Source organism: Methylocystis sp. WRRC1, from assembly GCF_020733155.1.
In the GTDB taxonomy this organism is placed as follows: domain Bacteria; phylum Pseudomonadota; class Alphaproteobacteria; order Rhizobiales; family Beijerinckiaceae; genus Methylocystis.
The window spans coordinates 3,476,971-3,502,639 of the sequence record NZ_JAJFZJ010000001.1 but is presented as its reverse complement, the minus strand read 5'-3'; the positions used below and the strand labels follow the sequence as shown (position 1 = coordinate 3,502,639).

The following is a 25,669-nucleotide window of genomic DNA, read 5'->3' as shown; positions in this document are numbered from 1 at the left end:
TCGTTCAGCTTTCCGAAGCCGCCTCTGGCGTTTCGCTTTCCTCGAGGCCGGCGATGGCGCGCGCGAAATCGCGGGCCGTGAAGGGTTCGAGATCGTCCTGTCCCTCGCCTACGCCGATGAAGTGGATCGGGAGGCCATAAGCCTCCGCGATGGCGACGAGAATGCCGCCGCGCGCCGTGCCGTCGAGCTTGGTCATCACGAGGCCGGTGACGCCCGCCATGCGCTGAAAGACCTCGACCTGCTGCATCGCATTCTGGCCGACGGTGGCGTCGAGCACCAGCAGCACCGCATGGGGCGCCTCGGGCTCGGCCTTTTTCATCACCCGCACGATTTTTTCCAGCTCGGCCATCAGCTCGGCGCGGTTCTGAAGGCGCCCGGCGGTGTCCATCAGCATGATGTCGGCGCCGCTTTCACCCGCGCGCTTGATGGCGTCGAAGGCGAGTCCGGCGGCGTCCGCGCCTTCATTGCCCGCGACGACCTCCGCATCGAGCCGCGCGCCCCAGATCCGCAGCTGCTCGACGGCGGCGGCGCGGAAAGTGTCGCCGGCCGCGAGCACGACCTTCTTGCCCTCACCCGTCCACTTGGAGGCGAGCTTGGCGATGGTGGTGGTCTTGCCGGAACCATTGACGCCGACGACCAGCACGATGAAAGGCTTCTTGCTCTCGTCGATCTCGAAGGGAACAGCCACCGGCTCCAGCACGGCCTCGACCTCGCGGGCGAGGATGGCGCGCACCTCGTCGGGCTCGATGTCCTTTTCGTAGCGCGCCTTGCCGACGGCCTTGGTGATGCGCGTCGCCGCGCCGACGCCAAGGTCGGCGCGCAAAAGCACGTCCTCCAGCTCTTCGAGCGTCAGCGCGTCGAGCTTGCGCTTGGTGAAAATGTCGGCGACACCCTGGGAAATCGCCTGCGACGTGCGCGCCAGACCGCCCGTCAGTCGCGACCACCAGGAGCGCTTGGGCTCCTCCGGCGCCTCGGTAATTTGCGGCTCCGCCTGCGTCTTTTCGTTTTTTCCGAACAGGCGCGAGAACATGCCGCGCTTTTTCGACCCGTCTGCGTCCGTGCTCATGCGTCCCTCAATTGGCGGCAATGCCTACACTAATCATGGCCGAAGGGCCAGTGAAGTTGGAGAAAGTCAAATCATTCCGTCAGTCTTGAAAATGATTAGGAGTCCTACAAATATGCCGGTATGAGCACCGGACGCCCTCCCGCAGCCATCACGAAGCGACTGATCGACGGTCTCGAGCGCGTCTCGACGGCGCTGCGCGCCGATCGCTGGCGCGCGCTGGAGACCGCGGCGGTCAATCCGACGCAGGCGCAGATACTCGGCTATCTCGCCGGTCACGACGGCGCTCGCGTCGGCGCCATCGCCGCCCATCTCGGCGCAAGCCAGCCGACAGCGACGGACTCCATCGCCGCGTTGGAGAAGAAGGGGCTCGTTGAGCGCCGCCCGGATGCGCAGGACCGTCGCGCGACCACCGTAGCCGCGACCGAGCGCGGGCTGGCGCTGAGCGGAGCGATCGAGGCGCGCGCCGGCGCGACCGAGCGCGCATTGCAGGCGCTGGGCGCGCAGGAGCAATCGCAACTGCTCGGCCTCGTCATTCGGCTCATCCGTAATCTGCAAATAGAGGGCGCGATCCCGCCGCAACGCATGTGCGTCAGCTGCAAGTATTTTCGCCCCTACGCGCATGACGACGCGGAAGCCCCGCATCACTGCGCTCTCGTCGACGCCGCCTTCGGCGCGCCGGCGCTCAGGCTCGATTGCGCCGACCACGAAGCGGCGCCGGATCAGGAGGAGGTCTGGAACAAGTTTCTCGGCGTCGCCGAACGCGACGCCGCGAGACCGGCGGCGCCCTGAGCGCCCCGGAAAAAAGCGGCGGTTCGCCGGGTTGCAGCCGACGAACCGCCTTTCATCCCACTTCGCATCACGAAGAAGGAAACGCACTATGTCTCAAAAAGCCGTCTTCTACCACGCCGGATGCCCGGTCTGCGTCGACGCCGAACGTCAGCTGGCGGAAAGCCTCGATCCCAAGAAGTTCGAGGTAGAGATCGTGCATCTCGGGCAGGACAAGAGCCGGATCGGCGAGGCCGAGAAGGCCGGCGTGAAATCGGTGCCGGCGCTTGTGCTGGGCGGCAAGCCCTACCACATAAATTTTGGCGCGGACCTCGCCGCGCTGAAGTAACGCGCCACCTTACCAGTAAGCGGGAACCGTTCAGCACCGCGCAATGATCTGACGGTTCCTGTCGGGCGGGCCTCCCCCCGGGGTCCGCCCCTTCTTTTCCTGACGCTCCCCGCAAAAGTCCTTCGCCCGTGCGCTGACGCACGCCGCACTCAGCCGCTCCCGTGCCATTCCCTTCGCCCACGGAACGCAACCTGCGTTCGATGATCCGGAGAGGAAAACATGAGCGAAGATCGCATCGCCAATATCGTCATCGTCGTCGGCCCGGCGATCTGGTGCCTGAGCCTGATGATCGTGGGCTGGAGCTGGATGTTTCCGGCGACGACGAACTGATTTAGCAATCGCCGCCGAGCGATGCCGCCCGCGCCTCAGCCGCCGTCACCATCGCAGGACGGCGCCGCCCCACGTCATGCCGGCGCCGATGGCCATCATCGCGATCACGTCGCCCTTCTTCAGCCTTCCGGCGCGATTGGCCTCGTCGAGCGTGATGGGCATGGAGGCGCTCGACGTGTTTCCATAGCGGTCGATGTTGATCCAGCACTTCTCGACCGGCACGCCGAGATTGTCGAGCGCGGACTCGATGATGCGCTGATTGGCCTGATGGGCGATTACATGGGTGACGTCGCTGGCGGACAGTCCGGCCTTGGCGAGCGTGTCGGCGACGACCTCCGGCAGAAGCCGCGTCGCAACCTTGTAGACCTCGCGGCCGCGCATCTTGATCTTGTTGCCATTGTCGGCGAGCAGCTCCTCGGACAATGGGCGACGGCTGCCGCCGCCGAAAATGCCGAGAATGTCGGTCATCGAGCCGTCCGTGCGCAGAGTCGCGGCGAGAAGGCCGTGACCCTCCTCCTCCGTCGCGCCGAGCAGGATGGCCCCGGCGGCGTCGCCGAAAAGCACGCAGGTCTCGCGATTGGTCCAGTCGACGAACCGGCTCAGCGTCTCGGCGCCGATGACGAGCGCGCGCTTCACCATGCCGGAGCGAATGAACTGGTCGGCGATTGTGAGGCCGTAAAGCGACCCTGCGCAGGCTGCCGCCACGTCGAAACAGAACGCGTTCCTCGCGCCGAGCCTGGCCTGCACGAACGCGGCGCAGGAGGGCGTGGGCGTATCGCCCGTCACCGTGCCGACGACGATCATGTCGACATCCGCGGGATCGACGCCCGCAAAGGCCAGCGCCTCGCGCGCGGCGGCGGCGGCAAGATCGGAGGTCGCCTCACTGTCCGCGGCGACGCGCCGCTCCCTGATGCCCGTGCGGCTGACGATCCAGTCGCCGTTGGTGGCGACCATCTTCTCGAGATCGGCGTTGGTGACGACGCGACTAGGCGCGTAGGATCCGGTTCCGAGAACGATCGAATTCGGCAAGGGTCAAGTCTTCCTTTAGGACGGCGGCGCTGATGGAAATTAACGCGCATGGCGACTTAGCCCACGCGGGCGACTACGGCGCGGCTATTCATAGAGGCGTGGACGGCGAGCGCAAAACTGTTTTTGCGGCGCATCGCAAATTAATGAAAAAATTGAATTATGTCTCCCTCCCGCGCTCTTCCCCGCGCCAATTCCGCCACATTCCGGCAATCCGGATTCGCGTTGCGGAAACGGTTTGTTAAGAGGCGCAATCTATTAACGTGTTAGTCGTCGCCTCGTAACCGGCGGTCGACGCCGCTCTCAAAAAGTCCAATCGCTTTAGGCGCGCGCTCCGGCGCGCAAAGTGGAGTTTGCGTTCATGATTCACGCCCTCGTTCTTGCCGCCGTCGCTCTTTACGCCCTCGTCGGCGCCATGCTCGCCTGAGCCGCCGCCCCGCCGCGATTGCCATTCCCGCCGCGGCGTGGCAATCCGGCCTGATGCAGGAAGACTTGAAGCCTAATTCCGCCGCCCCGCGCGTTTCTTTTGTTTCGCTGGGTTGCCCCAAGGCGCTCGTGGACAGCGAGCGCATCGTCACCCGACTTCGCGCCGAGGGTTATGAACTCGCGCGGCGCCACGAGGGCGCCGATGTCGTCGTCGTCAACACCTGCGGCTTTCTCGACAGCGCCAAGGCGGAGTCGCTGGAGGCGATCGGCGCCGCGCTCAACGAAAACGGCAAGGTCATCGTCACCGGCTGCATGGGCGCCGAACCCGAGGCGATCGCCGAGCGTTTCCCCGAGGTGCTCGCGATCACGGGCCCCCAGCAATATGAGAGCGTCGTCGAGGCCGTCCATCGCGCCGTCGCGCCCGCGCATGATCCTTTCGTCGATCTCGTGCCCGAACAGGGCGTGAAGCTCACGCCGCGCCATTACGCCTATCTGAAGATTTCGGAAGGCTGCGACAACAGCTGCTCCTTCTGCATCATTCCGCACCTGCGCGGCCCTCTGGTCTCGCGCCCGGCGGCGGAGGTGCTCCGCGAAGCGGAGAAGCTCGCCCGCGCGGGCGTCAAGGAATTGCTGGTCATTTCGCAGGACACCAGCGCCTATGGCCGCGACCTTCGCTACGCGGAGAGCATGCTGGGCGATCGCGCGGTGCGCGCCCGCTTCCTCGATCTCGCCCGCGAGCTGGGCGAACTCGGCCTGTGGACGCGGCTCCATTACGTTTACCCCTATCCGCATGTCGACGAGGTGATCGGGCTGATGACGGAGGGGAAGATCCTTCCCTATCTCGACATTCCCTTCCAGCACGCCGCGCCCAATGTGCTGAAGGCGATGAAACGCCCGGCCAATGAGGAAAAGACGCTGGCGCGCATCAAGGCCTGGCGCGCGGCCTGTCCCGACCTCGCCCTTCGCTCGACCTTCATCGTCGGCTTCCCCGGCGAGACGGAGGAGGATTTCCAGCTGCTTCTCGACTGGCTGGACGAAGCCGAGATCGACCGCGCCGGCGCCTTCAAATATGAGCCGGTCTCCGGCGCGCCCGCAAATGAGCTGGGATTGGCGCCCGTGCCCGAGGAAGTGAAGGAGGCGCGCTGGAAGCGTTTCATGGAAAAGCAGCAGGCCGTCAGCGCCCGGCTGATGAAGCGCAAGGTCGGCAAGCGCCTGCAGGTCATCATCGACGAAGCGGGCGGCGGGCCGTCTGGCGCGCTCGCCAAAGGCCGCACCAAGGCCGACGCGCCGCAGATCGACGGCGCCGCCTTCGTCGAGTCGCGCCGGCCGCTGCGCCCGGGCGACATCGTGACCGTCAAGGTCGACCGCGCCGACGCCTATGACGTTTACGGCGCGGCGGTCTGACCCTGCGGATGCGTGGTCTCGCTGAAGACGTAGCGCGAGGCCGTCGCTGATATTGGCGGGCCCGCGTCGGCGGTCCCGCCGACGCCGTCACGCACCGCCGCCATGAAGCGCGGCAGGAGCGTGCGCGAGGCGTCGACATGGATGAAAAGCGTCACGGCGAGCAGCAGGGCCGTCGTCGCCGTCTGGCCCCTGCTCATCGGCGCGAGTTCATCATGCCCGTTAGCGCCGGCAAGGAGCGCGGAAGCCGCGGCGACGGCGACGAAAGCGATCGCCGCGCCAAAGTCATTCGCGCTCCCCGTCCCCGCGATGGCGTACGCCAGCGCCGCAAAAACGCCCGCCGTGAGAAGCGCGCGCGAAAGGCGCCCCCGCGCCAGCGCCGAGACGACCCTGCCCCCGTCGAGCGCGCCAATGGGCGTGAGGTTGTAGAGGTTGATGGGTATGGACATCGCAAGAAAGGCGACGACGCAAAGGCCCGCCCATGTCGCGGGCGCGCCGGGAGCCGTCCAGCTCAGCGCCTCGGGGTCCGTCCCCGCCTCGAAAAACCTCAGCCCCCAGGGCGCGAAAGGCGTGAGCGCCAGCACGATCACGCCCGAAAAGGCCGGCCCCATCAGCGCGATCATCGCCTCCTCGAAACGCGAGCGCGGCCGCCGTGTGTTCAGCGCGGCGCCGCCGAGAAAGGGAAGCATGAGGAGCGTCGCGTCGCGCTGGCCGAACCAGCGCATGGCGATCAGATGGCCGTATTCGTGCGTCCAGAGCGCCAGCTGAAGGAAAATCGCTATGAAGGCGACTATTTCCCAGATTTCCGGATTGGCGGCGCAAAAGAGCGCAACGACGGCGCCGAAAGCGAGGATAGCAAGCAGAAAACTCGCCGAACGGCTCACGATCGGCGCGGCGTTCATCGCCTCCAGCCCCTCGCAATGCGCGCGCAAATGGTCGAAACATCGGCGATTGGCCCGGGGCACATAGAGAAAGCCGAAGACGCCTCGCACGTGTCGCCTCGTCTCCTGTTCGACCAACGCCTCCCCGCCCCGCGGCGTGAGCCGAAGGCGCATGACGGCGGCTTCACGGGCGCCGACCGCCTTTCCGCCGATCGTTTCCTGTTCGGCTTCATACAGGGTGAAAGGCTCGAGCCTCAGGATGCGCCAGACCGTATCCCGGAAAGGGCCCATCCCGCCATGCCGCACGACGACCCTGTGTCGCGACGGCGGTTCTCCACGAAACTCCTGCCCCGAAATTTCAAGCGCGCCGCCCCAGCCGCCGGGCGGCGACGGCTCGAGCAGAAAGGCGGACCAGATCCTCTCGACCGGCGCCTTGATCGCAACGCTGGCCCTGAACGTCCGTCGACCGAATGGAGCCTGGAACATCATCCACCATGCGGCGAAGCCGATGGCGCACCAGATGAGCGAGACGAAGACGCCGTCGAGGAATTGCAGAAGGGAGAAATTCTCGCTGCCGGTCACGGCGCCGCTCCATATAAATGTATGCGCCAAAGTCGCGCGGGAGCGGTTCACGGACCGTTTAAGCTCGAACGGGACCGGATGTACGGTTATTATTTGCTTTGTACGCTATTTGGCGAAAAAGACGCCCTGCCCCCGGCTGTGGCAGGAGCTACGTTGCTAAAGGATTCAAATTCCGGTCCGCCCCCGCCGTCAGCGTTGCCGATGATAGTTGTGGCGGACCCGAGCGGCGCCGCCCATATTAGCGGTCGGATGGAAACACTTGCAGGAGAGCACCCATGTCCGAAGATCAGAAAAACTCGCCGGAAGAACAGAAGCCGCCGCAAAACGCCCGGCCAGTGATCCTCGTGCCCAAGAGCTTCTATTACATTGTGGGAGCGATCGTCGTCGGCTCCTTCGCGCTGACGCTGTTCGTGCGCAACCCCTACACACAGGCGGTGACGGAAGGCGGCGGCTATTACGAGCGCGGCGGCATGGATAGCTCCATGATGATGTGGCTTGCGATCTTCGTCGGCATCCCAGCGAGCTTCTGGGCCTACAAGCGCTGGATCATTCCGCTGTTCGACCGGAAATAGGACCGGTCAGGATAGCCTTGCGCCTCGGCGCAGCTCGGTCGACGAGACCGCGCTGCGCGGCCCGTGCAGATAAACGAAGGCGGGTGGAGCAGCGAACGCTATCCGCGCGGCCTCGCGCTCCGGAAGGCGAGACTGGGGAAAGCGCAGCGCCGCCTTTGCGTTCGCCGCTCGCAGCGTCGCGCCGGGCCTGTCGATCACGGCGACCGGCGCAAGGCGCATGATGTCTTCCCATCGTCGCCAGCGATCGAGTTGTAGCAGATTGTCCCCGCCGATGATCCAGACGAAGCGAACGCCCGGGCAACGGGCGCGCAGATAGCGCAGCGTATCGATCGTAAAGCGCGCGCCGACCTCCGCCTCCAGACCCGTGACCACGATCCGCGGATCGCGCGCAATGCGCCGCGCCGCCGCCATGCGCGCGGCCAGCGAGGGCAGTTCGCGCGTGTCCTTCAATGGATTGCCGGGTGAAACCAGCCACCAGAGCCTGTCGAGCCGCAGCCGCCGCAGCGCGATACGGGAGACCAGCAGATGCCCCTCATGCGGCGGATTGAAAGAGCCGCCGAAAAGCCCGATGCGCATGCCGGGCGCGTGAGGGGGGAGGCGGACGAAACCGCGCCTCACGCCCGACGATGGCGGTTCGAGCGACTGGAAATCCACGCGCCGCCCGTCACCCCCGCACCTGCCCGGCCCCATGCACCCGATATTTGAACGAGGTGAGTTGCTCCACGCCTACAGGCCCGCGCGCATGCATGCGGCCCGTGGCGATGCCGATCTCGGCCCCGAAGCCGAATTCGCCGCCGTCGGCGAACTGCGTCGAGGCGTTGTGCAGCACGATGGCGGAATCCACTTCATTCATGAATCGCTGCGCCGCCGCCTCGTCACGCGTGATGATGCAGTCGGTGTGATGCGAGCCATATTTCTCGATGTGGTCGATTGCGGCGTCGAGTCCGTCCACCACTTTCGCGGCGATGATCGCGTCGAGATATTCCGCGCTCCAGTCCTCCTCTGCGGCCGGCTTCACGCGCGCGTCGGCGGCCTGCGTCGCCGCGTCCCCGCGCACTTCACAGCCCGAGTCGATGAGCATGGAGACAAGCGGCGTGAGATGCGTCGACGCGCAGGCCGTGTCGACGAGCAATGTCTCCGCCGCGCCGCAAATGCCGGTGCGCCGCATCTTGGCGTTGAGCAGCACGCGCTTCGCCATGTCGAGATCGGCGTCCTTGTGCACGAAGACATGCACGATCCCTTCGAGATGCGCGAAGACCGGCACGCGCGCCTCATGCTGCACGCGCGCGACGAGGCTCTTGCCGCCGCGCGGCACGATGACGTCGATATTGCCGTCGAGCCCGGCAAGCATGGCGCCAACCGCCGCGCGGTCCGCGGTCTGCACAAGCGAGATCGCCGCCTTCGGCAATCCGGCCGCCTCGAGCCCCGCCACGAGGCAGGCGTGAATGGCGCCCGAGGAACGCAGGCTTTCCGAGCCGCCGCGCAAAATCACGGCGTTGCCGGCCTTGAGGCACAAGGCGCCGGCGTCGGCCGTCACATTGGGGCGACTCTCATAGATGACGCCGATGACGCCGAGCGGCGTCGACACGCGCTCGATGACAAGCCCGTTGGGCCGCTCGAATCGCGCGAGCACGCGACCGACCGGATCAGGCAGATCGGCGATCTCCTCGACGCCGCGCGCGATGGCCTCGACGCGCGAGGGATCGAGCGTTAGCCGGTCGATGAAGGAGCCCGCCGTGCCGCGCGCCCTGGCGTCGGAGACGTCGAGAGCGTTCGCGGCGAGGATCGCGCCGCTCCGCCGACGGATTTCTTCCGCCGCCATGCGCAACGCCCTGTTCTTGGCTTCTGCGCTCGCCAGCGCCACGGCGCGCGCAGCCTGCCGGGCGGCGCAGCCCAGTTCGGAAAGCGCGGCGGCGAGACCCGCAGCGTCGGCGTCGGGCGTTTCGTTTCTCAGGGGCTGCGTCATGTCGATGATCCGGTAAAGAACCCTGTTCCGCTATCACGATGCACAGAAGCGGAAAAGTCGGCGTCGAGCCTCTTGCCGAGCGGGAACGGGCAGTCTATAGAACGGCCTCCCCGCTCCCTTCGTCTAGCGGTCTAGGACGTCGCCCTCTCACGGCGAAAACAGGGGTTCGAGTCCCCTAGGGAGCGCCAGGAAAATCAAATATATCTTAATTGCGGCCGCCGTTCGGCGGGCGGAAATCGGAAGCTCACCCGCATGGGTGGAGCGAGCGCGACGACGCATCGACCTCCGTGTTCGCCAGCCAATCCCCTGACCGAGCCGCCTCAAGGCGACAGCTCCGCTTGGACGCTTCGAGGTTTCAGTAAGACGAGGGCGAGACTCGCCAACGAGCGCAGAATCTGCTCGCCTGGTCCGTGGAGCAGATTAGCGCGATCCGCCGGACGCGGCTTCAGGCGCTGGCGGTTGTCGCCGAGGCGGCGCTAACCGTCTTTTGTTGCCCGAGTATTTCTCCCCGACGCGTCCCGCTTGTTCATGCGGAAGACCGCGCCACCTGACTCGCATCACACGCGCCACCAAGGGAGCGTATGATGCGCATGCAAAGGGAATTGCTCCGACTGGCGGAAATCGCTGCGATAGCGCTGATGCTGATATCGGTGGATGTCGGCCTCTTCGAAGCCCTTTATCGAATGTTTCGATAAAGCCCGCGCCGATATGAAGGGCCGCCGCTACGCTGGGCCGCGCCGCGAGAAAACAGCTGCGCGGCTGTCGATACGCTCACCTGCTTCCCGCATCGCGCCGCGTCGCGAGCCATATGACATGCCGGGAGCCGGCGCGCGCCCGGTTGGCGCGCACCTTGACCTCTTCCATATCGAAGCCGGCCTTGCCGAGGCGCCGCGAAAAATTCTGATCCGGCCCCGATGACCAGACCGCCAGCACGCCGCCGGGGCGAAGCGCATCGCGGGCGGCGGTCAATCCCGCGATGCTGTAGAGACTGTCATTGGCCTCGCGGGTGAGCCCTTCGGGACCATTGTCGACATCGAGCAAAATCGCATCGAAAGCCGAACGACCGGAACGGATCACGCGCCCGACATCCGCTTCCTCGATGCGCACGCGCGGATCCGTCAGACTGTCGCCGAAGACCTCGGCCATTGGACCGCGCGCCCAGGCCACAACCGCCGGAACGAGTTCGGCGACGACGATCCGCGCCTGCGCGTCCAGGACGGAGAGGGCCGCGCGCAGCGTGAATCCCATCCCCAGCCCGCCGATGAGAATTCGCGGCTGCGGGCGGGCGCGAATTCTCTCGCAGGAAAGCGTGGCGAGCGCTTCCTCGGAGCCGCTGAGGCGGCTGTTCATCAATTCGTTGTTGCCCAACATGATCGAGAATTCGGCGCCGCGACGCATGAGCCGCAGCTCGCCCTCGCCGCCGGGAATCTGCGCCGTGTCGAGCAATATACGCGGAATCATCTGCGGCTTTCGGGTTCAGCGGGCGGCGTTTCGCGCATCGACATGCATTGGTTCAAAATCATGCGCTTGTCACCAGAAAACGGGTTCAAGGCGAGAGATCGGCCCGGCTCGACATATGCCCCCCGCGTCGGCCCGGACATGCGGGCTCATACGGACGCAGTCGCATTGCCGGCCCCCAGATGTCCAAGGTCGCGCCCGTCCGCCTCGCCTCCGTAGCCGCCAGTGGAGGCCTCGCCCGCTCCGGTCGATCACCGGGCAAGAAGCCTGTCGATCCTGCGTAAATCCGCGTGGTGCAGCAGCAGAACCTGATTGGAGGCCGCCAGCCTCTCGGCCGCCGGCGTGTAATCGCTGGTGGCGACGACGACGCCTCGCTGAGCGTCCTCGTGGGCGATCGCTGCGACAATTTCCTGAACCGCGCGATTGCCGACCGGCTTCGAATACTTCTTGCACTGGATTACGATGCGCATGCCGCGCTTGTCGGCCACGATGTCCACGCCCTGGTCGCCGCTGGCGCGAGTGACGCGGGCGTTCCATTTCATCTCCCGCAACACGGCGGCGCAATAGTGCTCGAACTCTTCCGGACTCATGTCCTCCTGAAACCTAGCCTGCGTGATCTCTTCATGAGCGAGAACCGCCAGATGGAGCAGGCCGAGAAATGCGAGACCCATGAAGACGACGCCAGCGGCGCGCGGCCAGAAGAGTCCGGCAAGGACGGTGAATACGACAATCCAGATCACGCAATTTGCCGTGCCGCGACTTTTCTCCTGGCAGCGCACGATCCTCCCCGTCATGGTCATTCGTTCTGGCGTCGAATCTATGAGATATGAAAGGCTGGAGATAAATTTTTTTCGATGTTGGCGCCAAGCGACAAGGCCGGGCTCGGCCGCTCCGCTCGCGCCGAGCATCGCATCGCGGTTTCGATGCTCCCCGCTGAATCGGCGTGATCACGCGCGCGGGGCGGGATCACTGACGCTCGATTTCAGTCGCCAGCCTACCACGGCCTCGTCGCCAGAGGCGTCAGCACATCGTTCAGCCGGCCCTCGAGCGCCGAGACGCGTCTCGACAAAACCTCGACGGCGCCCTGCAGCTCCGCAATTTGCCGGGCCAACTCCTCCACGCGCGCTGTCTGGTTCTGATCCGAGATCGTGGCGGCTCGCCGCAATTCTGCGAGTTGCTGGCCGAGACAATTGACGGCGGCGATGACGTCCTTTTGATCGGCGATGACGCCCGCCACGCCCGCCGCCTGCGGATAGCAGTTCACGGCGCCGGCGGCGGGGCCCGGCGCCAAGAGCAGGATCGGAAACATAGCGAGCGCGGCGACGACTGTTTTCACGATCCCCTCCCCTGCGTCCGCCGCGATCCGGCGCAGCTCCAGCCCGGCGCCACGGACTATGGCGCAGTTTATCTCGTTTCGCGCCACAGTCGATTGACAAAAGCATTGCCGCCACGAACGCAGCGGGCGCGCGGGGAAAAATTGATTTCCGCGTCCGCCCCCGTTACCAACGCTCAGCGTCCATCTTGTTGGGAAGCCCGCGAAATGTCGTCACGCCTGCAGGACAATCTCTTCACCGGCCCGATCGGCGCCGAATATGACATGCTGCGGCTGATGTGCCCGAACCACGCTTACCTCGCGAAACGCGTTGGCGAGACGGTCGGCGCGTGGCGCCCCGAGGCGGGCGCGCTGACCGGCTTCGAGATCGGCTGCGGCACGGGCGTCTGCACGCTGGCGCTGCTCGCCGGCCGCGATGATCTGAAGCTCATCGCCGTGGACAGCGCCGCCAGAATGCTGGAGCAGGCGCGCGAAAATCTCGCCGGTTACGTCGCCGCCGGCCGCGTCGAGTTCAAAGAAGCGGATGCGCTCTCCGCGCTCCAGGCCCTGCCCGACGCGAGCGTCGACGTTGTCGCCTCGAATTACGCGATCCACAATTTCCTCGACGACTATCGCGACGACGTTCTCGCCGAGATCTTTCGCGTGCTGAAATCCGGCGGGCTTTTCATCAACGGCGACCGTTACGCGATGGACGACCGCGCCGCGCATCTCGCCGACACGCAGACCATGGTCCGCCGCTGGTTCAAGATGTTCAGGGAGATGAACCGGCTCGATCTGCTCGAGGACTGGGTCGTCCATCTCTACAGCGACGAGTCGCCCGACCACATCATGTATTACGAGCCGTCGTTGAAGAAACTCGCCGCGCTCGGCTTCGCGCCCGTCACGGTGGATTTCCGCGACGGCGTCGACACGCTTTTGCGCGCGGTGAAACCCTAGTTGCAAATGAGTGCCGGCGCGGTATAGCGCGGCATGGATCTCGCGCTTCTCGCCCTCTTCGCCGCGCTCGTGACGGCGATCTGCCAATCTCTTACCGATCTCGGCACCAAGGCCGCGACTCGGGAGGCGGATGATCGCGCCATCCTCGCCGCGCAATGGGGCGTCGGCGCGCTGCTGCTGACCGCCTCCTGCCTCATCGCCCATCCGGGGCTGCTGAGCGCGCCGGGCGCGACGCTGGCGGAGGTGACGCGGCCGAATTTCTGGACGCTGCTCGCCTGGTCCGGCGCGCTCAACGTCGTCGCCTATGCCCTCTATATCCGGGCTTTTCGACTCTCCGACGCCTCGCTCGTCGCGCCGCTCGTCCTGCTGACCCCGGTCCTGATGCTCGTCACCTCGCCGGTCATGACGGGCGAGCAGGCGCCGCCCTTAGGCATGTTCGGCGTGCTGTTCACGGTGCTGGGCGTCGGGCTGCTCGACGCCAATCAGGCCAATGGCAAGCGGTTCAATTTCGCGATCTTCGCGCGCGACGCGGGCGCGCGCTCGATGATAGCGACGGCGGTGATATGGAGCGTCACCGCCAATATCGACAAGCTGGGCGTGCAGGCCTCGACGCCGCTGATCTGGATTACGGCGGTGACGATCGTGATCGCGCTATGCGCCTTCGCTTATTGGGCCGCCGGACGCCGCCCCGCCCCGCGCCTGCGGACGTTGCGCTACGCGCTCGGCGCCGGCTCGGCGATGGCGTTCGGAAATACGGTGCAGATGTGGGCGCTGACGGTGCTGTTCACACCCTATGTCATCGCCATCAAGCGGCTGTCTGCGCTGTTCACCGTGCTGGCGAGCGGGCGAGTGCTGAAAGAGGAGACCGGCGGCCGCCTGCTCGGCGCGGCGGTGATGCTCGCGGGCGCGGTGATGATTGCGCTGGCGAGGGGGTGAGCGTTTTCGAGAGGCTCCCTTCCTGCCTCGCGCCTCGACCGCCCTCGGTATAGAACCAATTAATAATGATACCTGCATTGCGCGATCAGCAGGCTCTCGCACTCCATGCGATACACGAACAAGTGTTCAAGCGTAATTCGTCGTGACCACCAATCGCGCAGATCGCCGCGCAAGGGTTCTGGCTTGTCCGATCCCGTGAAGGGCGTGCGCCGACATTTCTTCACGAGCGAATTGATCCGTTCCAGTAACTTCGCGTCCCGCGCCTCCCAATAAAGGTAATCTTCCCAGGCTTGCTCCGCGATAACGATCTTCATTCGGAGAGCTTGCGCTCTGCGCCTTTGCCTGCATCGAGCCGGTCGATCGCGGCGAGGAGCCGCCCGGCGTTGCGCAGGTTTTTCAGCAGATGCGCCGTCTCTTCAAATTATTTACGCTAGTCCGAAAATGCTCAAGCCCTCTCAATCCTCCATCTTCAGCGCCGCGATGAACGCCTCCTGCGGGATCTCCACGCGGCCGAACTGGCGCATCTTCTTCTTGCCTTCCTTCTGCTTTTCGAGAAGCTTGCGCTTGCGGGTCGCGTCGCCGCCATAGCATTTCGCCGTCACGTCCTTGCGGAAGGCGCGCACCGTTTCGCGTGCGATGATCTTGCCGCCGATGGCCGCCTGAATCGGCACCTGGAACATGTGCGGCGGGATCAGCTCCTTGAGTTTCTCGCACATGGCGCGGCCGCGCCCCTCGGCGCGGGTGCGATGCACCAGCATGGAGAGCGCGTCCACCGGCTCGGCGTTGACGAGAATGCTCATCTTGACGAGATCGCCGGCGCGATAGTCGGTGAGCTGGTAATCGAACGACGCATAGCCTTTCGAGATCGACTTCAGGCGATCGTAGAAGTCGAAGACGACCTCGTTGAGCGGCAGGTCATAGACCGCCATGGCGCGCTTGCCGACGTAATTGAGATCGACCTGCACGCCGCGCCGGTCCTGACAGAGTTTCAGCACCGAGCCGAGATAGTCGTCGGGCGTGAGGATCGTGGCGCGAATCCACGGCTCCTTGATCTCGTCGATCTTCACGACGTCCGGCATGTCGGCCGGGTTGTGCAGCTCGATCTCGTCGCCGTTCGTCAGGGTGATCTTGTAGACGACCGACGGCGCCGTCGCGATGAGGTCGAGATTGAATTCGCGCTGCAGGCGCTCCTGAATGATCTCGAGATGCAGCAGGCCGAGGAAGCCGCAGCGGAAACCGAAGCCGAGCGCCGCCGATGTCTCCATCTCATAGGAAAAACTCGCGTCGTTCAGGCGCAGCTTGCCGATGGCGGCGCGCAAATCCTCGAAGTCGGCGGCGTCGACCGGGAAGAGCCCGCAGAACACCACCGGCTGCGCCGGCTTGAAGCCCGGCAGCGCCTCGGCCGTGGGCCTGCGCTCGTCGGTGATCGTGTCGCCGACGCGCGTATCGGCCACCTGCTTGATCTGGGCGGTGATGAAGCCGACCTCGCCGGGGCCGAGTTGGGCCACGTCCTGCATCTTGGGACGGAAGACGCCGATCTTGTCCACCTCGTAATGGGCGCCTGCGCCCATCATCTGGATTTTCTGGCCCTTCTTCAGCGTGCCGTCGAAAATGCGCACCAGCACCACCACGCCCAGATAGGCGTCGTACCAGCTGTCGACCAGCAGCGCCTTCAGCGGCGCCTTCTCGTCGCCCGTAGGCGGCGGCAGGCGCGTGACGATGGCCTCCAGCACGTCCGGAATGCCGATTCCGGTCTTGGCGGAAATCAGCACGGCGTCCGAGGCGTCGAGGCCGATGACCTCCTCGATCTGCTCCTTGATGCGGTCGGGCTCGGCCGCCGGAAGGTCGATCTTGTTGAGGACCGGCACGATTTCGTGCCCCGCGTCGATCGCCTGATAGACGTTGGCCAGCGTCTGCGCCTCGACGCCCTGCGAGGCGTCGACCACCAGCAGCGATCCCTCGCAGGCCTTCAGCGAGCGCGAGACCTCATAGGCGAAGTCGACATGGCCGGGCGTGTCCATCAGATTGAGGACGTAATCCTGACCGTCCTTGGCGCGATAATTCAGGCGCACGGTCTGCGCCTTGATCGTGATGCCGCGCTCGCGCTCGATGTCCATCGAATCGAGCACCTGCTCGACCATCTCGCGGGCGGCGAGGGTCCCGGTCTCCTGAATCAGGCGGTCGGCGAGAGTCGATTTGCCGTGGTCGATGTGGGCGACGATCGAGAAATTGCGGATGTTGTCGATTTTGTGGGTGCTCATGGGCGTCGGATAGCAGCGCCCGGCCCCAAAGGAAAGGGCGCGGTTAACCGACCGCGCCCGCATTCCCCGCAACCTGCGCCCCGCGCCGCTTCAGGCGGCCGGGATACGGGCGAGAGCCTATTTCTTGGCCAGCATTTCCTCGACCTTGGCTATGCCCTGCTTCGACAGGTCGATGACCTTCGGCGTCGCCCATCGGACGAAGTCGACCGTGAGGGTCACGGCGATGCAGCCGACCTTGGTCACAGTCTCGACCGTCTTGTCGAACCAGGGCAGAAGCGGGCTGTCCGCCGGGATCTTGCCGCGGACCCAGGCGACGGCCGCCTTGGTCTTCTGGGAGAGGAGCGCCCAAAACACGGCGACGAGGTCGCTCGGCGGCGCGGCGTCGATGACGCCGCGCAGGCGCTGGATTTCGGCGGCGGCTTCATCGGCCCGTCGGGAGGCTTCCTCGGCGCGGCGCGTCGCATCCTGAAGGGACGCCGCGAGCGCCGCCTTTTCCATTGCGAGCCCATCGCGCTGGGAGGTGATGTCGGCGACAATCTTGTCGTGATCGGCGACGACATCGCCGATGATCTTGTCGCGCTCGGTAAGGACGGAGGCGAGCTGCTCCTTCAGATCGTCGCGCTCCTTCGAGCAGGCGTTTGCCTTCGCGACGATTTCCGATTTCTCGAATATCTGGCGGTCGCGCTCTGCTCTCGCTGTCTTCAGCTGTTCCTGCAGACTGGCGAATTCCGCGCGCGAAACTGTGTCTTCGGGCTGCGAAACGGTATCGTCGGACATGACCGCCTCCTGATGAAGAATGGATTTGCCGGGGCGCGCGCAACGGGCGCTGCGCGGATGTGCGTCGGTAGCGGTTCGGCCTCTAAACGCCTTCCAACCGTTTCCCTCAATAAAGTCAATTTTGCGATTCGGCAAAAAATCTGCGGCTTGCCCTTGCAAAACACGAAACTTCCCCGTGGATTGCCGCTTGCGACGACTCATCGCTCCCGCAGGGCCTGAAGGCGCTGCAGCGCGGCGGCGCATTCGCGCGGATTCGCCAGACATTTGTCGCGCGCCGTCGTCGCCAGCGCGTCCACGCCGGCCTGCACGAGAGAATGCGCGGCTTCGTCCAGTTGGGGACGCCGCGGCGGCTGCGGCGCGCCGGCGGGTCGCGCGCTATGCGCTGGCGTTGGCGCCGGCGCCGTCAATGGCCGCCACTGAAGCGCCGCCATGACCAGCGCGATGCAGATCAGGCATTTGGCGAGAAAAACCAAGGCGCGTCTCCCGACGTCGCAAGAACTGCGGACAACAGCGTTTTGTAACGATTGGGTTGACCCTTCGTAAATGTAAGCGGCGCTTTAACGCTCGAAACGCGGCAACCATCCAGAAACCATGAAGATGAAACGCCGCGCGCGATTTCAAAACAAGGCGCCTGCGCGGTCGCACGCTTAGCAGTCATTTAAGAACGGCTTGCGAGAGTAAACCAAATCAGGAGCGTATGATTTGCGTATTGTTGCCAATCATAACTGGCGCCCGTCTTGGGTTGAGCATCTCGTCCATGAGAGCGTCGCCGGCCGTCCACTCGAAGCCGCCCGCCATCGGTCATTCATCCTGGCCCGGCTCGTGGTCGCCGCCAGCGTTCTGTTGGGAACGCCCTTCTGGCTCTTCTTCTATGGCGTTCCGACGCCGTCGCAGAGCCTGATCTTCTTTCTCGCGCAGATACCGCTGATCTCGATCGTGGTTCTCGTGCGCACCGGCAGGTTGCGTCTCGCGCAGAGCCTCTCGATCTTCGGCTGGCTCGCGATGGCCGTGGCCGTGCACGGATTGACCGAAGGCTATGAGATCATCTCGATCGCGCTTCTGACGATTGCGCTTGTAGAGGCCGCGCTGACGCCGGAGATCGTCATGGTCTTCGTCATCGAGGCGGCGACCGTGGACGTCCTCGCGCTCACGGCCGGCTTGCGGTTTCCATCCCCGGAGCTGACATCGATCGAGCATTCGACCAGCATCGCCATGCTCGCGGCGCCGCTTCTGCTCTACATCGCCGTGGTCGCGATCTGCGCGATCCGCGCCGAGAACGTCCGCATGCGCTCCGACGCGCAGAACGCGCGCGACCTGCGGCTGCTTACGGACGCGATCGGCGACATCGTGCTGCATCTCGACCGCAACGGCACCGTCTCGACCATCGTCGGCGACACGCACAAGACCTATGGTCTCGACCGTCGCGATCTGATCGGACGCGGCTTCTTCCAGCGCGTCCATATCGCCGATCGTCCCGCCTTTCTGAAGCTCGTCTCCGACGCCTTCGACCGCGCCAGGCCGACGACGGCGGTGCTGCGCGTGCAGGTTGCGCTCGCGGCGACCGCCTCCGGCAAATATGTGGAGCCGGTGTTCAATTATTTCGACGCGCGCATGTGCCGCGCCGAACCGATCGCCGACGATCTCGAAACGGGAATTGAGGAAAATATCGAAACCGTCGTTCCCGTCGTCTGCATCCTGCGCGACGTGACCGCGGCGAAACGCGCCGAGGAAGCCATCGCGGCGGCGCGCGCCGAGAGCGAACGGGCCACGGCGAGCAAGACGCGCTTTCTCGCCAACGTCAGCCACGAGCTGCGCACGCCGCTCAACGCGATCATCGGCTTTTCGGAAATGCTCGCAAATCCGGAACTCGCGCCGACCGATCCGGGCAAGCAGCGCGAATATGCGGAAATCATCAGCAATTCGGGTCATCACCTGCTCGAAGTCGTGAATACGATCCTCGACATGTCGAAGATCGAGTCGGGTTCGATGCAGATTTTCCCGGAGCCCTTCTCGTTGCCGGCGCTGATCGATCAGTGCTGCGACATGGTGCAGCTGAAGGCCGACCAGTCCGCCGTGACGCTGTTGCGCGACTATCGCCGCGACATCGACGATCTCGTCGCCGACAAGCGCGCCTGCAAGCAGATCCTGCTCAATCTCCTCTCCAATGCGGTGAAGTTCACCCCCGCCAACGGCAAGGTGAAGATCCGTCTCGCTCCGGAGGGGAATCACCTCGGCATCTCCGTGATCGACAGCGGCATCGGCATCGCCCCCGCCGATCTCGCGCGGCTCGGCGATCCCTTCTTCCAGGCGAGCGCGTCGCATGACCGCACGCATGAAGGCACGGGTCTCGGCCTCTCGGTGGTGCGCGGCCTCGTGGGCCTGCATGGCGGCTCGATCACCGTGGAGAGCGCGCCGCGCAAGGGCACCTCCGTCACGGTGCGCCTGCCCCTCGACTGCCGCGCGCAGAACGGCGCCGGGGGCGCCTCGGCGAAAATCGAAACCATCGCCCGTCACGGCGCCTGTCACAACAGCGACGTGGGCTTCGAAAAGGAAACGGTGAAGAAAATTGCGTGACGCTTCGCTCAGCGCCTCAGGGCGCCAGTCCCTTCCCGAGGAACGCTCCGCCCCCAGGCGCCGCGCGAGCGCCAAGCGCGCCGACAAAAACCGCCCGTCGGTTCTGTCGCGCGTTTTCGGCCTCAAGCGGATGAGCGTTCTGCTGCTTCTCGGCATCGGCGGTCTTGCGGCCGTCGGCGTGCCGATGAACGCGCTCTTCTTCCAGGACGGACGCCATCCGGCCCCGCTTTTCTCGACGCATCTGCCCGTCGCGGAGAAGACAGAAACCGCCGCGGCGCCGAAGCCGCCGGTGCGGCCCACAGAAATCGCCGCGACGCGCGCCGAGGCCGAGGCCGCAAAGCCGGAGTCGCCGCGCCCGCCGGCGAAGGTCGAGCGAACCAGGACGGACGCCGCAAAGCCAGAGAAGGCCGAAGTCGCGAAAACCGAAGTCAGCAAAACGACCACCGAGAAAAAGCGCGATCCGATCAGCCAGCTGCTCGGCGGCGCGGCGGAAAAGGAGGCGGAGGCCGGTCCGGACAAGAACGTGCTTTATGCGCAGCGCGCGCTTCTCAAGCTCGGTTACGTGGTGCGCGCGGACGGCGTCTTCGGCGGCACGACCCGCCAGGCGATAGAAAAGTTCGAGCGCGACAGCGGCCTGCCGGTGAAGGGCCAGCTCAGCCCCAAGGTCATGCGCCAGCTCGCGACCCGCTCCGGCCTCGCGCATCAGTAAGCAAGGCGATCATTTGTAGCGCGGGCACGTCCGCGCTACATCGTCAGCCATGCGGCTCAGATCGGATATTTTCGCTTCCGCCCTCATCCGTCGCGCGGAAGCTCAAGGCGCCGTCGCCATGTTGCGCCGGCGCGGCGCGGCGGAAGCGGGCGCCCTTTTCATCAAGCTCGATCGACTCGACGGCCGCACGGCAATCTACGGACCTGCGCCACAGAGCGAGGAAACGCCCGCGGGCGTCGACCGGCTGTTCGCGCGCGCCCACTCCAGCGAATGGCTCGACCCCGCCGAGGCTGAAGCGCGGCTGAAGCGCGAAATCATGTTCGATCCCGATTTATGGATCGTCGAGATCGAGGACCGCGAGGGGCGCGTCTTCGTCGATCTCGCGGCGTGAGGGTCACGCGGATTGATCGAGTTTGCGCGCGGCGACGCCGTTCTGGCGCGGCAAACTCCGTCGCCAGCCGGGAGCCGTCACTGCTTCCTCGCGCGAACCATTCCGGCGCGCGGGCTCCTTCTCCGTCCGCGCCGCGCCGGTGATCGCCGTAACGATTTGCGCCGCCGCGCGTTGCGGCGTCGAGCGCATGAGCCGCAGGAGCGCGCGCACGCGATCGACGTCGTGAGCGATCGGCGCGTCGGCGCAAAGGAAGATGCGCGTCGCCGCCTCCGTATCGACGCCGAGCGCGACGAGCGTCAGGGCCAGCGCCTCGCCCAGCGAATCCGTCAGCGCCGCCAGCGCCCGATCCTTCCGGCAGTCGAGCGCATTCGCGACCAGCGCGGCCATTTCCTCGCGATCCCTGCGCAGGGCGGCGTCCTCCAGCCTCGCGACGAAGTCCGGATCGGCGCGGCGCGGCTCCGCATAGCCGCTGGCGAGAACCTTGCGGCAGGCGTTGAGGATGATCGCCGTGCGTTCGAGGCGCGTCGCGGCGAGAAATAGCGGTTCGGGATCGATTTCCAGATCGTCGCGATCGAGCAGCAGGCGCGCCAGCCTCACATCGTCGCGCGCGGCCTGCGCCAGAACGCGGCGCGCGGCGGATTCGAAATGCGCCGCGAGATTGCCGGCGAGCGAGCGCAACACCCGGGGTTCGTTGCGAGACATCAGCGCGGCGATGATTTCGCGGTCGAGATCGCGACGGCGCGAGAGGGCGAGGGCGAATCCCGTCGGGCACCGGGCGGCGAGGACCGCCGTTTCGGCGCGCGGCAGCGCCGGCGCATATTCCAGCGCAAGCTCGGCGCAAGGGCCGCCCTTGTCGAGAAGGCGCGCAAAAATCGAAGGGGGAGTCTCCGGATGGAAACACAACGGCCGCGCCACGCGGGCGACCGCGCCAGCGTCGACAATGTCGATCAGACCGAGCGCAAGCCGTTCAAATTGCTTGATATCGCTGAATGGATGGACTGGACGCTCGACGAACTGGTCGACGATCACCTGCAGGATCGACGCGTCGTCGGCTCGCCGCTGTCTCTTGTCGGAAAGCATAAGCTGTCCACTCACTTAAACTCTTACGCAGCACACACTGCTAAAATTAGCAGCTCTTCGTTGACGGAACATTAACCCTCACCATTCCCTAATTGCCAAGTAACGGTCGATTCACTTTTGGCCGCAGCAAGTGCGGAGAGGCTGAAATGGGGGAGGTCATCGCCTTCCGAACGCGCATCAAAGACGCGCCGAACCGCGCCGAGCCTTTCAATGGCGATGCGCAAATCCTGTTCTTTCTCGGCGTGCGCTACATGCGCATGGAAGAGACGCCCGACGCCGCGGGAGGCTGGTCGCCGCCCGATCTCGGCCACACGCCGAGAGGCGGCAAGAAGCGCAAGAGCCGCGCCCGCGCATGACGTCGGCAAAGACCTGCGCCTGCTGACCACGGTTGGATCGGCCGTTGTGGAACGCCGCAGGCCGTTCCTCGAAGATTTCCCGTAAGCTTTCGCTCCCCGCCCCCGCCGGAACCCGGCGGATAGAGAGCGCCGCCTGTGAACGCCTCGGGGCGAGGCGAGACAGGCGCGAGGAACCACGTTAAGCTCCAGCTTTACCTTTTGGCGATTTGGAGCGGGCGGTGAGAGAAGCCTCGCGCGTGGCGGAAGGGGAGCGTCGCGGCGGCGGCGCCGTCGCCCTTTGGCTCGCCCCGCGCGCGCATCGGATCGGCGAGGCGCTGCGCGCGGCGCTTGCGGAAGAGGCCGCGCTGCGACGGCCGTTCCTCTGGCTCGTCGTCGCCGCCGGCGCGGGCGTCGTGCTGTATTTCACCGCGGAGCGCGAACCGCCGCTGCCGCTTTGCTTCGCAGTCCTGGGCGCCGCCGCGGCGTTCGCTTTCATTGCTCGCCGCCATGCGCGGGCGCGCGCATTATTCGTGGCGCTCGCCTTCGTCGCCGCCGGCTTCACTTCCGCGGCGTGGCGGACCGCGCGCGTCGCCGCGCCGATCATCCCGCGCGTCGGGATCGGCGAACTCACCGGCTTCGTGGAAGAGCTCGACCCGCGGCGGTCCGGCGCCCGCTTCATTCTGCGCGTCGCGAGCGCGGAAGGTCTGCCGGGTGAAGTCGCGCCGGCGCGCGTGCGCCTCACCACACGCGGCGATCCGTCTTTCTCGGCGGGAGATTTCGTCGCGTTGAAAGCCCGGCTCATGCCCCCTGCCCGCGCGGCGCTGCCCGGCGGCTATGATTTCGCGCGCGACGCCTATTTCGCGCGGCTCGGCGGCGTCGGGAACGCGCTCGGCCGCATCGAGGTCATGCCGCCGCCCGATCCGGCGCCAATTTCGCTACGCTTTTTCGCCGCCATCGATCGCGCGCGAAATGCGCTCGCCCTGCGCGTCTATCGCACGATCGACGGCGACGCGGGCGCCATCGCGGCCGCCATGGTGACAGGCAAGCGCGATTTCCTTTCCGGTAACGCGAAAGACCTCATACGCCGGGCCGGCATCTTTCACATCATCACCATCTCTGGCATGCAGATGACGCTCGTCGCCGGCATTTTCTTCGTCGGTTTCCGGCGCCTCCTCGCAATGTCGCAGACGCTGGCGCTCAACTACCCGATCAAGAAATGGGCGGCCGGGCTCGCTATCCTCGGCGCCATTCTCTACGACATCGCGACGGGTTCGCGCGTCGGCACGGAGCGCGCGCTGGTCATGACGCTCATCATGCTCGTCGCCGTGTTGTTCGACCGCGCGTCGCTCTCCATGCGCAATCTTGCGCTCGCCGCCTTTTTCATCATCGCCTTCGAGCCGGAGGCGCTGCTCGGCGCGAGTTTTCAACTTTCCTTCGCCGCCGTCGCGGCGCTGATCGCGGTCTATGAATGGCGCGGCGATTATCTCGGACGAAGCCGCGCGCGCCCTGTCGGCCCGAGCATGCGCGGGCGACTTGCGGAACTGCGCGAAGCCCTGGTCGAGCGATTGCTGCACGGACCGGGCGCGGCGCTTCTCGCGACCCTTTGCGCCACCTCCGCCACCGCCTCCTTCATGGCCAATGATTTCCACGAGCTCAGTCCATATGTGCTGGTCGGAAATCCGCTGACCCTGGCGATCATCGAATTTTTCGCCGTGCCTTGCGCGCTGATCGGCGCGGTCCTCTATCCTTTCGGCCTCGACGGCTTCGTCTGGCGCTATCTGAAGATCGGGATCGATCTCGTCATCTATCTCGCGGGGCTGATCGCGAGCGCGCCGGGGGCGAGCCTGCATGTGAAGGCTTTTGCGCCCTGGGCGATCGTCTTTCTCGCGCTTGCCGTTCTGTCGGCGGTGCTATGGCGGACGTGGTCGCTCCGGGCGACCGCGATACCGCTGGCGCTCGTCGGCCTGCTCGGCGCGAAAAACGGGACGGGTTTCGATCTAGCCGTTCCGCCGGCGGGCGACTCGGCGGCCTTCCGTTCCGCCTCCGGCGAAATCGCCCTTCTGGGCAAAAGACCGAGCGTCTTCGCGTCCGAACAATGGTTGCGCGCCGACGCGGATTCCCGCGCGGCCGCAGACGCCGGAGCTGGCGTCGCCTGCGACGATCTGGGATGCGTCGGAAGACTGTTCGACGGGCGCATCGTCGCCCTTGTGAATGAGCGCGGCGCCTTTCTGGAAGACTGCGCGCGCGCGGCGATCATCGTCACGCCGCTTCATGCGCCCGAAGGTTGCGCCGCGCCGATCGTCATAGATCGTCGCAAGCTTGCGGAAGCGGGCGCGATTTCCCTGCGACTGAAGGGCGAGAAGATCGAATGGACGAGGGCGCGCGGCGTCGACGAGGATCGACCGTGGTCGCAGGCTCCGCAGGAAAGGCGCGGCCGGATCACCACGCCCGAGGCCTCTGAAATTGAAAGCGACAATGACGACGCTCAGGCGGCGGAGCCGCTGGACGACTGACCGCGGTTTTTTTTGCATCGCCCCTGCTTCAAGGCGCTGCGGACTGGAGGAAGCTTCGCTCCGGCCCCGGGACGCCCGCCGCGCCCCCATTCGCCATGCGCGGGCATGGGGCGAATGCGGGCCAATCAGTATTTCCTCAGGAGGCTCACGAGCTTCCCCTGAATACGCACGCGATCCGGCCCGAAGATGCGCGTTTCATAAGCCGGATTGGCCGCTTCGAGCGCAATCGAGGCGCCGCGTTTGCGCAGACGCTTCAACGTCGCCTCCTCGTCGTCGATGAGAGCCACCACGATGTCGCCGGTGTCGGCGTTGTCCTGCTTCTTGATGACGACCGTGTCGCCGTCGAGGATGCCGGCCTCGATCATGGAGTCGCCCCGCACTTCCAGCGCATAATGCTCGCCGCTGGTCAGAAGGTCGGGCGGCAGGCTGATGGTGTGGCTGCGGCTCTGGATCGCGGAGATCGGCGTGCCGGCGGCGATCCGGCCCATGACCGGAATCGCCACATTCTGCTCGGTCTCCTCCTCCCGCCGCTCGTGCAGCGGCCGCACACGGCCGAGATTGCCCTCGATTACAGCCGGCGAGAATTTTCCGCCCCGCGACCCTCCGCCGCCGCGCGGCGTCGCTGATTCAGGCAGGCGCAGCACCTCGAGCGCGCGGGCGCGATTGGGAAGACGGCGGATGAAGCCCCGCTCCTCTAGCGCGAGGATCAATCGGTGAATCCCCGACTTCGATCTCAGATCGAGCGCATCCTTCATCTCGTCGAAGGACGGCGGCACGCCGGACTCCTTCAGGCGTTCATGTATGAAGCGCAGAAGGTCGCTTTGCTTCTTTGTCAGCATCGAAAGTTGGCCCCTGAACTCGCGCCGTAGCGTCGACACAGACCCGCAGGGGAGCCTGGATCGCTCAAAAACAAATCATGAACGATTCATATGCGTTCCCGGTGCGTTCCGCAAGCCTAATGTCAGGGAGCTGTTAACTGGAGCTGGCGCGGAGGCGCCGCCG

Annotated in this window: 26 protein-coding genes and 1 tRNA gene; 13 read left to right on the top strand and 14 right to left on the bottom strand. The window is 65.5% G+C overall.

Going from position 1 to position 25,669, the window contains the following annotated elements:
• Positions 1-4 precede the first annotated feature (4 nt).
• Positions 5-1,066, bottom strand: coding sequence for a signal recognition particle-docking protein FtsY (gene ftsY, locus LG047_RS17160; protein ID WP_227967951.1), 1,062 nt, complete (start codon positions 1,064-1,066; stop codon positions 5-7).
• A 120-nt stretch (positions 1,067-1,186) separates the two neighbouring features.
• On the opposite strand from ftsY, the gene LG047_RS17155 reads away from it, so the two are divergent.
• Together LG047_RS17155 and LG047_RS17150 are read left to right on the top strand one after the other, a co-directional pair.
• Positions 1,187-1,855, top strand: coding sequence for a MarR family winged helix-turn-helix transcriptional regulator (locus LG047_RS17155; RefSeq protein ID WP_227967950.1), 669 nt, complete (start codon positions 1,187-1,189; stop codon positions 1,853-1,855).
• A gap of 88 nt (positions 1,856-1,943) precedes the next feature.
• Positions 1,944-2,180, top strand: a complete 237-nt coding sequence (locus tag LG047_RS17150) for a thioredoxin family protein (protein WP_036286471.1) — start codon at positions 1,944-1,946, stop codon at positions 2,178-2,180.
• A 375-nt stretch (positions 2,181-2,555) separates the two neighbouring features.
• Here the strand turns inward: LG047_RS17150 and LG047_RS17145 are convergent, their stop codons facing one another.
• Positions 2,556-3,539: a beta-ketoacyl-ACP synthase III gene (locus LG047_RS17145; protein ID WP_227967949.1), complete on the bottom strand. Its 984-nt coding sequence runs from the start codon at positions 3,537-3,539 to the stop codon at positions 2,556-2,558.
• Positions 3,540-3,571: 32 nt separating this feature from the next.
• Here LG047_RS17145 and LG047_RS17140 point away from each other — a divergent pair, with 32 nt between their 5' ends.
• Positions 3,572-3,781: a hypothetical protein gene (locus tag LG047_RS17140; RefSeq protein WP_227967948.1), complete on the top strand. Its 210-nt coding sequence runs from the start codon at positions 3,572-3,574 to the stop codon at positions 3,779-3,781.
• Positions 3,782-4,016: 235 nt separating this feature from the next.
• The gene (gene rimO / locus LG047_RS17135) at positions 4,017-5,366 is read left to right on the top strand and encodes a 30S ribosomal protein S12 methylthiotransferase RimO (RefSeq protein WP_227967947.1); all 1,350 of its coding nucleotides are present in this window, start codon (positions 4,017-4,019) and stop codon (positions 5,364-5,366) included.
• Here the strand turns inward: rimO and LG047_RS17130 are convergent.
• The gene (locus LG047_RS17130) at positions 5,348-6,826 is read right to left on the bottom strand and encodes an SRPBCC family protein (protein ID WP_227967946.1); all 1,479 of its coding nucleotides are present in this window, start codon (positions 6,824-6,826) and stop codon (positions 5,348-5,350) included. The genes rimO and LG047_RS17130 overlap by 19 nt on opposite strands.
• A 275-nt stretch (positions 6,827-7,101) precedes the next feature.
• On the opposite strand from LG047_RS17130, the gene LG047_RS17125 reads away from it, so the two are divergent.
• On the top strand, positions 7,102-7,398 hold the full coding sequence (locus tag LG047_RS17125; RefSeq protein WP_036286459.1) for a hypothetical protein: 297 nt from the start codon (positions 7,102-7,104) through the stop codon (positions 7,396-7,398).
• Positions 7,399-7,404: 6 nt separating this feature from the next.
• On the opposite strand, the gene LG047_RS17120 is transcribed toward LG047_RS17125, so the two are convergent.
• Both LG047_RS17120 and LG047_RS17115 read right to left on the bottom strand, forming a co-directional pair.
• Positions 7,405-7,974: a nicotinate-nucleotide adenylyltransferase gene (locus LG047_RS17120; protein ID WP_227968522.1), complete on the bottom strand. Its 570-nt coding sequence runs from the start codon at positions 7,972-7,974 to the stop codon at positions 7,405-7,407.
• A gap of 88 nt (positions 7,975-8,062) precedes the next feature.
• Entirely contained in the window at positions 8,063-9,364 is a 1,302-nt protein-coding gene (locus LG047_RS17115; protein WP_227967945.1) for a glutamate-5-semialdehyde dehydrogenase, read from the bottom strand.
• A 112-nt stretch (positions 9,365-9,476) separates the two neighbouring features.
• On the opposite strand from LG047_RS17115, the gene LG047_RS17110 reads away from it, so the two are divergent.
• Positions 9,477-9,552: transfer RNA gene (locus tag LG047_RS17110), tRNA-Glu, on the top strand.
• A 583-nt stretch (positions 9,553-10,135) separates the two neighbouring features.
• Here LG047_RS17110 and LG047_RS17105 read toward each other — a convergent pair.
• From LG047_RS17105 to LG047_RS17095, 3 genes are all read right to left on the bottom strand, one after another.
• Positions 10,136-10,825 carry a spermidine synthase gene (locus tag LG047_RS17105; protein ID WP_227967944.1) on the bottom strand — a complete coding sequence of 230 codons (690 nt, stop codon included), beginning with the start codon at positions 10,823-10,825 and terminating at the stop codon, positions 10,136-10,138.
• Positions 10,826-11,073: 248 nt separating this feature from the next.
• On the bottom strand, positions 11,074-11,616 hold the full coding sequence (locus LG047_RS17100) for a restriction endonuclease (RefSeq protein ID WP_227967943.1): 543 nt from the start codon (positions 11,614-11,616) through the stop codon (positions 11,074-11,076).
• Positions 11,617-11,816: 200 nt separating this feature from the next.
• Positions 11,817-12,158: a hypothetical protein gene (locus LG047_RS17095; protein ID WP_227967942.1), complete on the bottom strand. Its 342-nt coding sequence runs from the start codon at positions 12,156-12,158 to the stop codon at positions 11,817-11,819.
• A 204-nt stretch (positions 12,159-12,362) separates the two neighbouring features.
• Here LG047_RS17095 and LG047_RS17090 point away from each other — a divergent pair, with 204 nt between their 5' ends.
• Both LG047_RS17090 and LG047_RS17085 read left to right on the top strand, forming a co-directional pair.
• Complete coding sequence (locus LG047_RS17090) at positions 12,363-13,091, top strand: class I SAM-dependent methyltransferase (RefSeq protein WP_036286443.1); 729 nt, start codon at positions 12,363-12,365, stop codon at positions 13,089-13,091.
• A gap of 33 nt (positions 13,092-13,124) precedes the next feature.
• Positions 13,125-14,027: an EamA family transporter gene (locus tag LG047_RS17085; RefSeq protein WP_227967941.1), complete on the top strand. Its 903-nt coding sequence runs from the start codon at positions 13,125-13,127 to the stop codon at positions 14,025-14,027.
• Between the two features lie 59 nt (positions 14,028-14,086).
• On the opposite strand, the gene LG047_RS17080 is transcribed toward LG047_RS17085, so the two are convergent.
• The 4 genes from LG047_RS17080 to LG047_RS17065 form a co-directional block, all read right to left on the bottom strand.
• Positions 14,087-14,341 (bottom strand): Txe/YoeB family addiction module toxin, encoded by a 255-nt coding sequence (locus LG047_RS17080; RefSeq protein ID WP_227967940.1) that lies wholly within the window; start codon positions 14,339-14,341, stop codon positions 14,087-14,089.
• A gap of 141 nt (positions 14,342-14,482) precedes the next feature.
• Positions 14,483-16,288: a translation elongation factor 4 gene (lepA, locus tag LG047_RS17075; RefSeq protein WP_227967939.1), complete on the bottom strand. Its 1,806-nt coding sequence runs from the start codon at positions 16,286-16,288 to the stop codon at positions 14,483-14,485.
• A 117-nt stretch (positions 16,289-16,405) separates the two neighbouring features.
• Positions 16,406-17,065, bottom strand: coding sequence for a hypothetical protein (locus LG047_RS17070; RefSeq protein WP_227967938.1), 660 nt, complete (start codon positions 17,063-17,065; stop codon positions 16,406-16,408).
• Between the two features lie 197 nt (positions 17,066-17,262).
• The gene (locus LG047_RS17065; protein WP_227967937.1) at positions 17,263-17,538 is read right to left on the bottom strand and encodes a hypothetical protein; all 276 of its coding nucleotides are present in this window, start codon (positions 17,536-17,538) and stop codon (positions 17,263-17,265) included.
• 229 nt (positions 17,539-17,767) lie between these two features.
• Here LG047_RS17065 and LG047_RS17060 point away from each other — a divergent pair, with 229 nt between their 5' ends.
• Genes LG047_RS17060 through LG047_RS17050 form a run of 3 tightly spaced genes read left to right on the top strand, consistent with a single transcriptional unit; the run spans position 17,768 to position 20,739 of the window.
• Entirely contained in the window at positions 17,768-19,639 is a 1,872-nt protein-coding gene (locus LG047_RS17060) for a PAS domain-containing sensor histidine kinase (protein ID WP_227967936.1), read from the top strand.
• On the top strand, positions 19,632-20,348 hold the full coding sequence (locus tag LG047_RS17055) for a peptidoglycan-binding protein (protein WP_227967935.1): 717 nt from the start codon (positions 19,632-19,634) through the stop codon (positions 20,346-20,348). Before LG047_RS17060 ends, LG047_RS17055 begins: the two co-directional genes overlap by 8 nt.
• Positions 20,349-20,397: 49 nt before the next feature.
• A complete protein-coding gene (locus LG047_RS17050; RefSeq protein ID WP_227967934.1) occupies positions 20,398-20,739 on the top strand; it encodes a DUF1491 family protein in 342 nt (113 codons plus the stop codon).
• 3 nt (positions 20,740-20,742) lie between these two features.
• On the opposite strand, the gene LG047_RS17045 is transcribed toward LG047_RS17050, so the two are convergent.
• Positions 20,743-21,834 (bottom strand): DUF2336 domain-containing protein, encoded by a 1,092-nt coding sequence (locus tag LG047_RS17045; protein WP_227967933.1) that lies wholly within the window; start codon positions 21,832-21,834, stop codon positions 20,743-20,745.
• 131 nt (positions 21,835-21,965) lie between these two features.
• Here LG047_RS17045 and LG047_RS17040 point away from each other — a divergent pair, with 131 nt between their 5' ends.
• On the top strand, positions 21,966-22,175 hold the full coding sequence (locus LG047_RS17040; RefSeq protein ID WP_227967932.1) for a hypothetical protein: 210 nt from the start codon (positions 21,966-21,968) through the stop codon (positions 22,173-22,175).
• A 218-nt stretch (positions 22,176-22,393) separates the two neighbouring features.
• Positions 22,394-24,667, top strand: a complete 2,274-nt coding sequence (locus tag LG047_RS17035) for a ComEC/Rec2 family competence protein (protein ID WP_227967931.1) — start codon at positions 22,394-22,396, stop codon at positions 24,665-24,667.
• A 125-nt stretch (positions 24,668-24,792) separates the two neighbouring features.
• On the opposite strand, the gene lexA is transcribed toward LG047_RS17035, so the two are convergent.
• Positions 24,793-25,506: a transcriptional repressor LexA gene (lexA, locus tag LG047_RS17030; protein WP_227967930.1), complete on the bottom strand. Its 714-nt coding sequence runs from the start codon at positions 25,504-25,506 to the stop codon at positions 24,793-24,795.
• Positions 25,507-25,669: the final 163 nt, after the last annotated feature.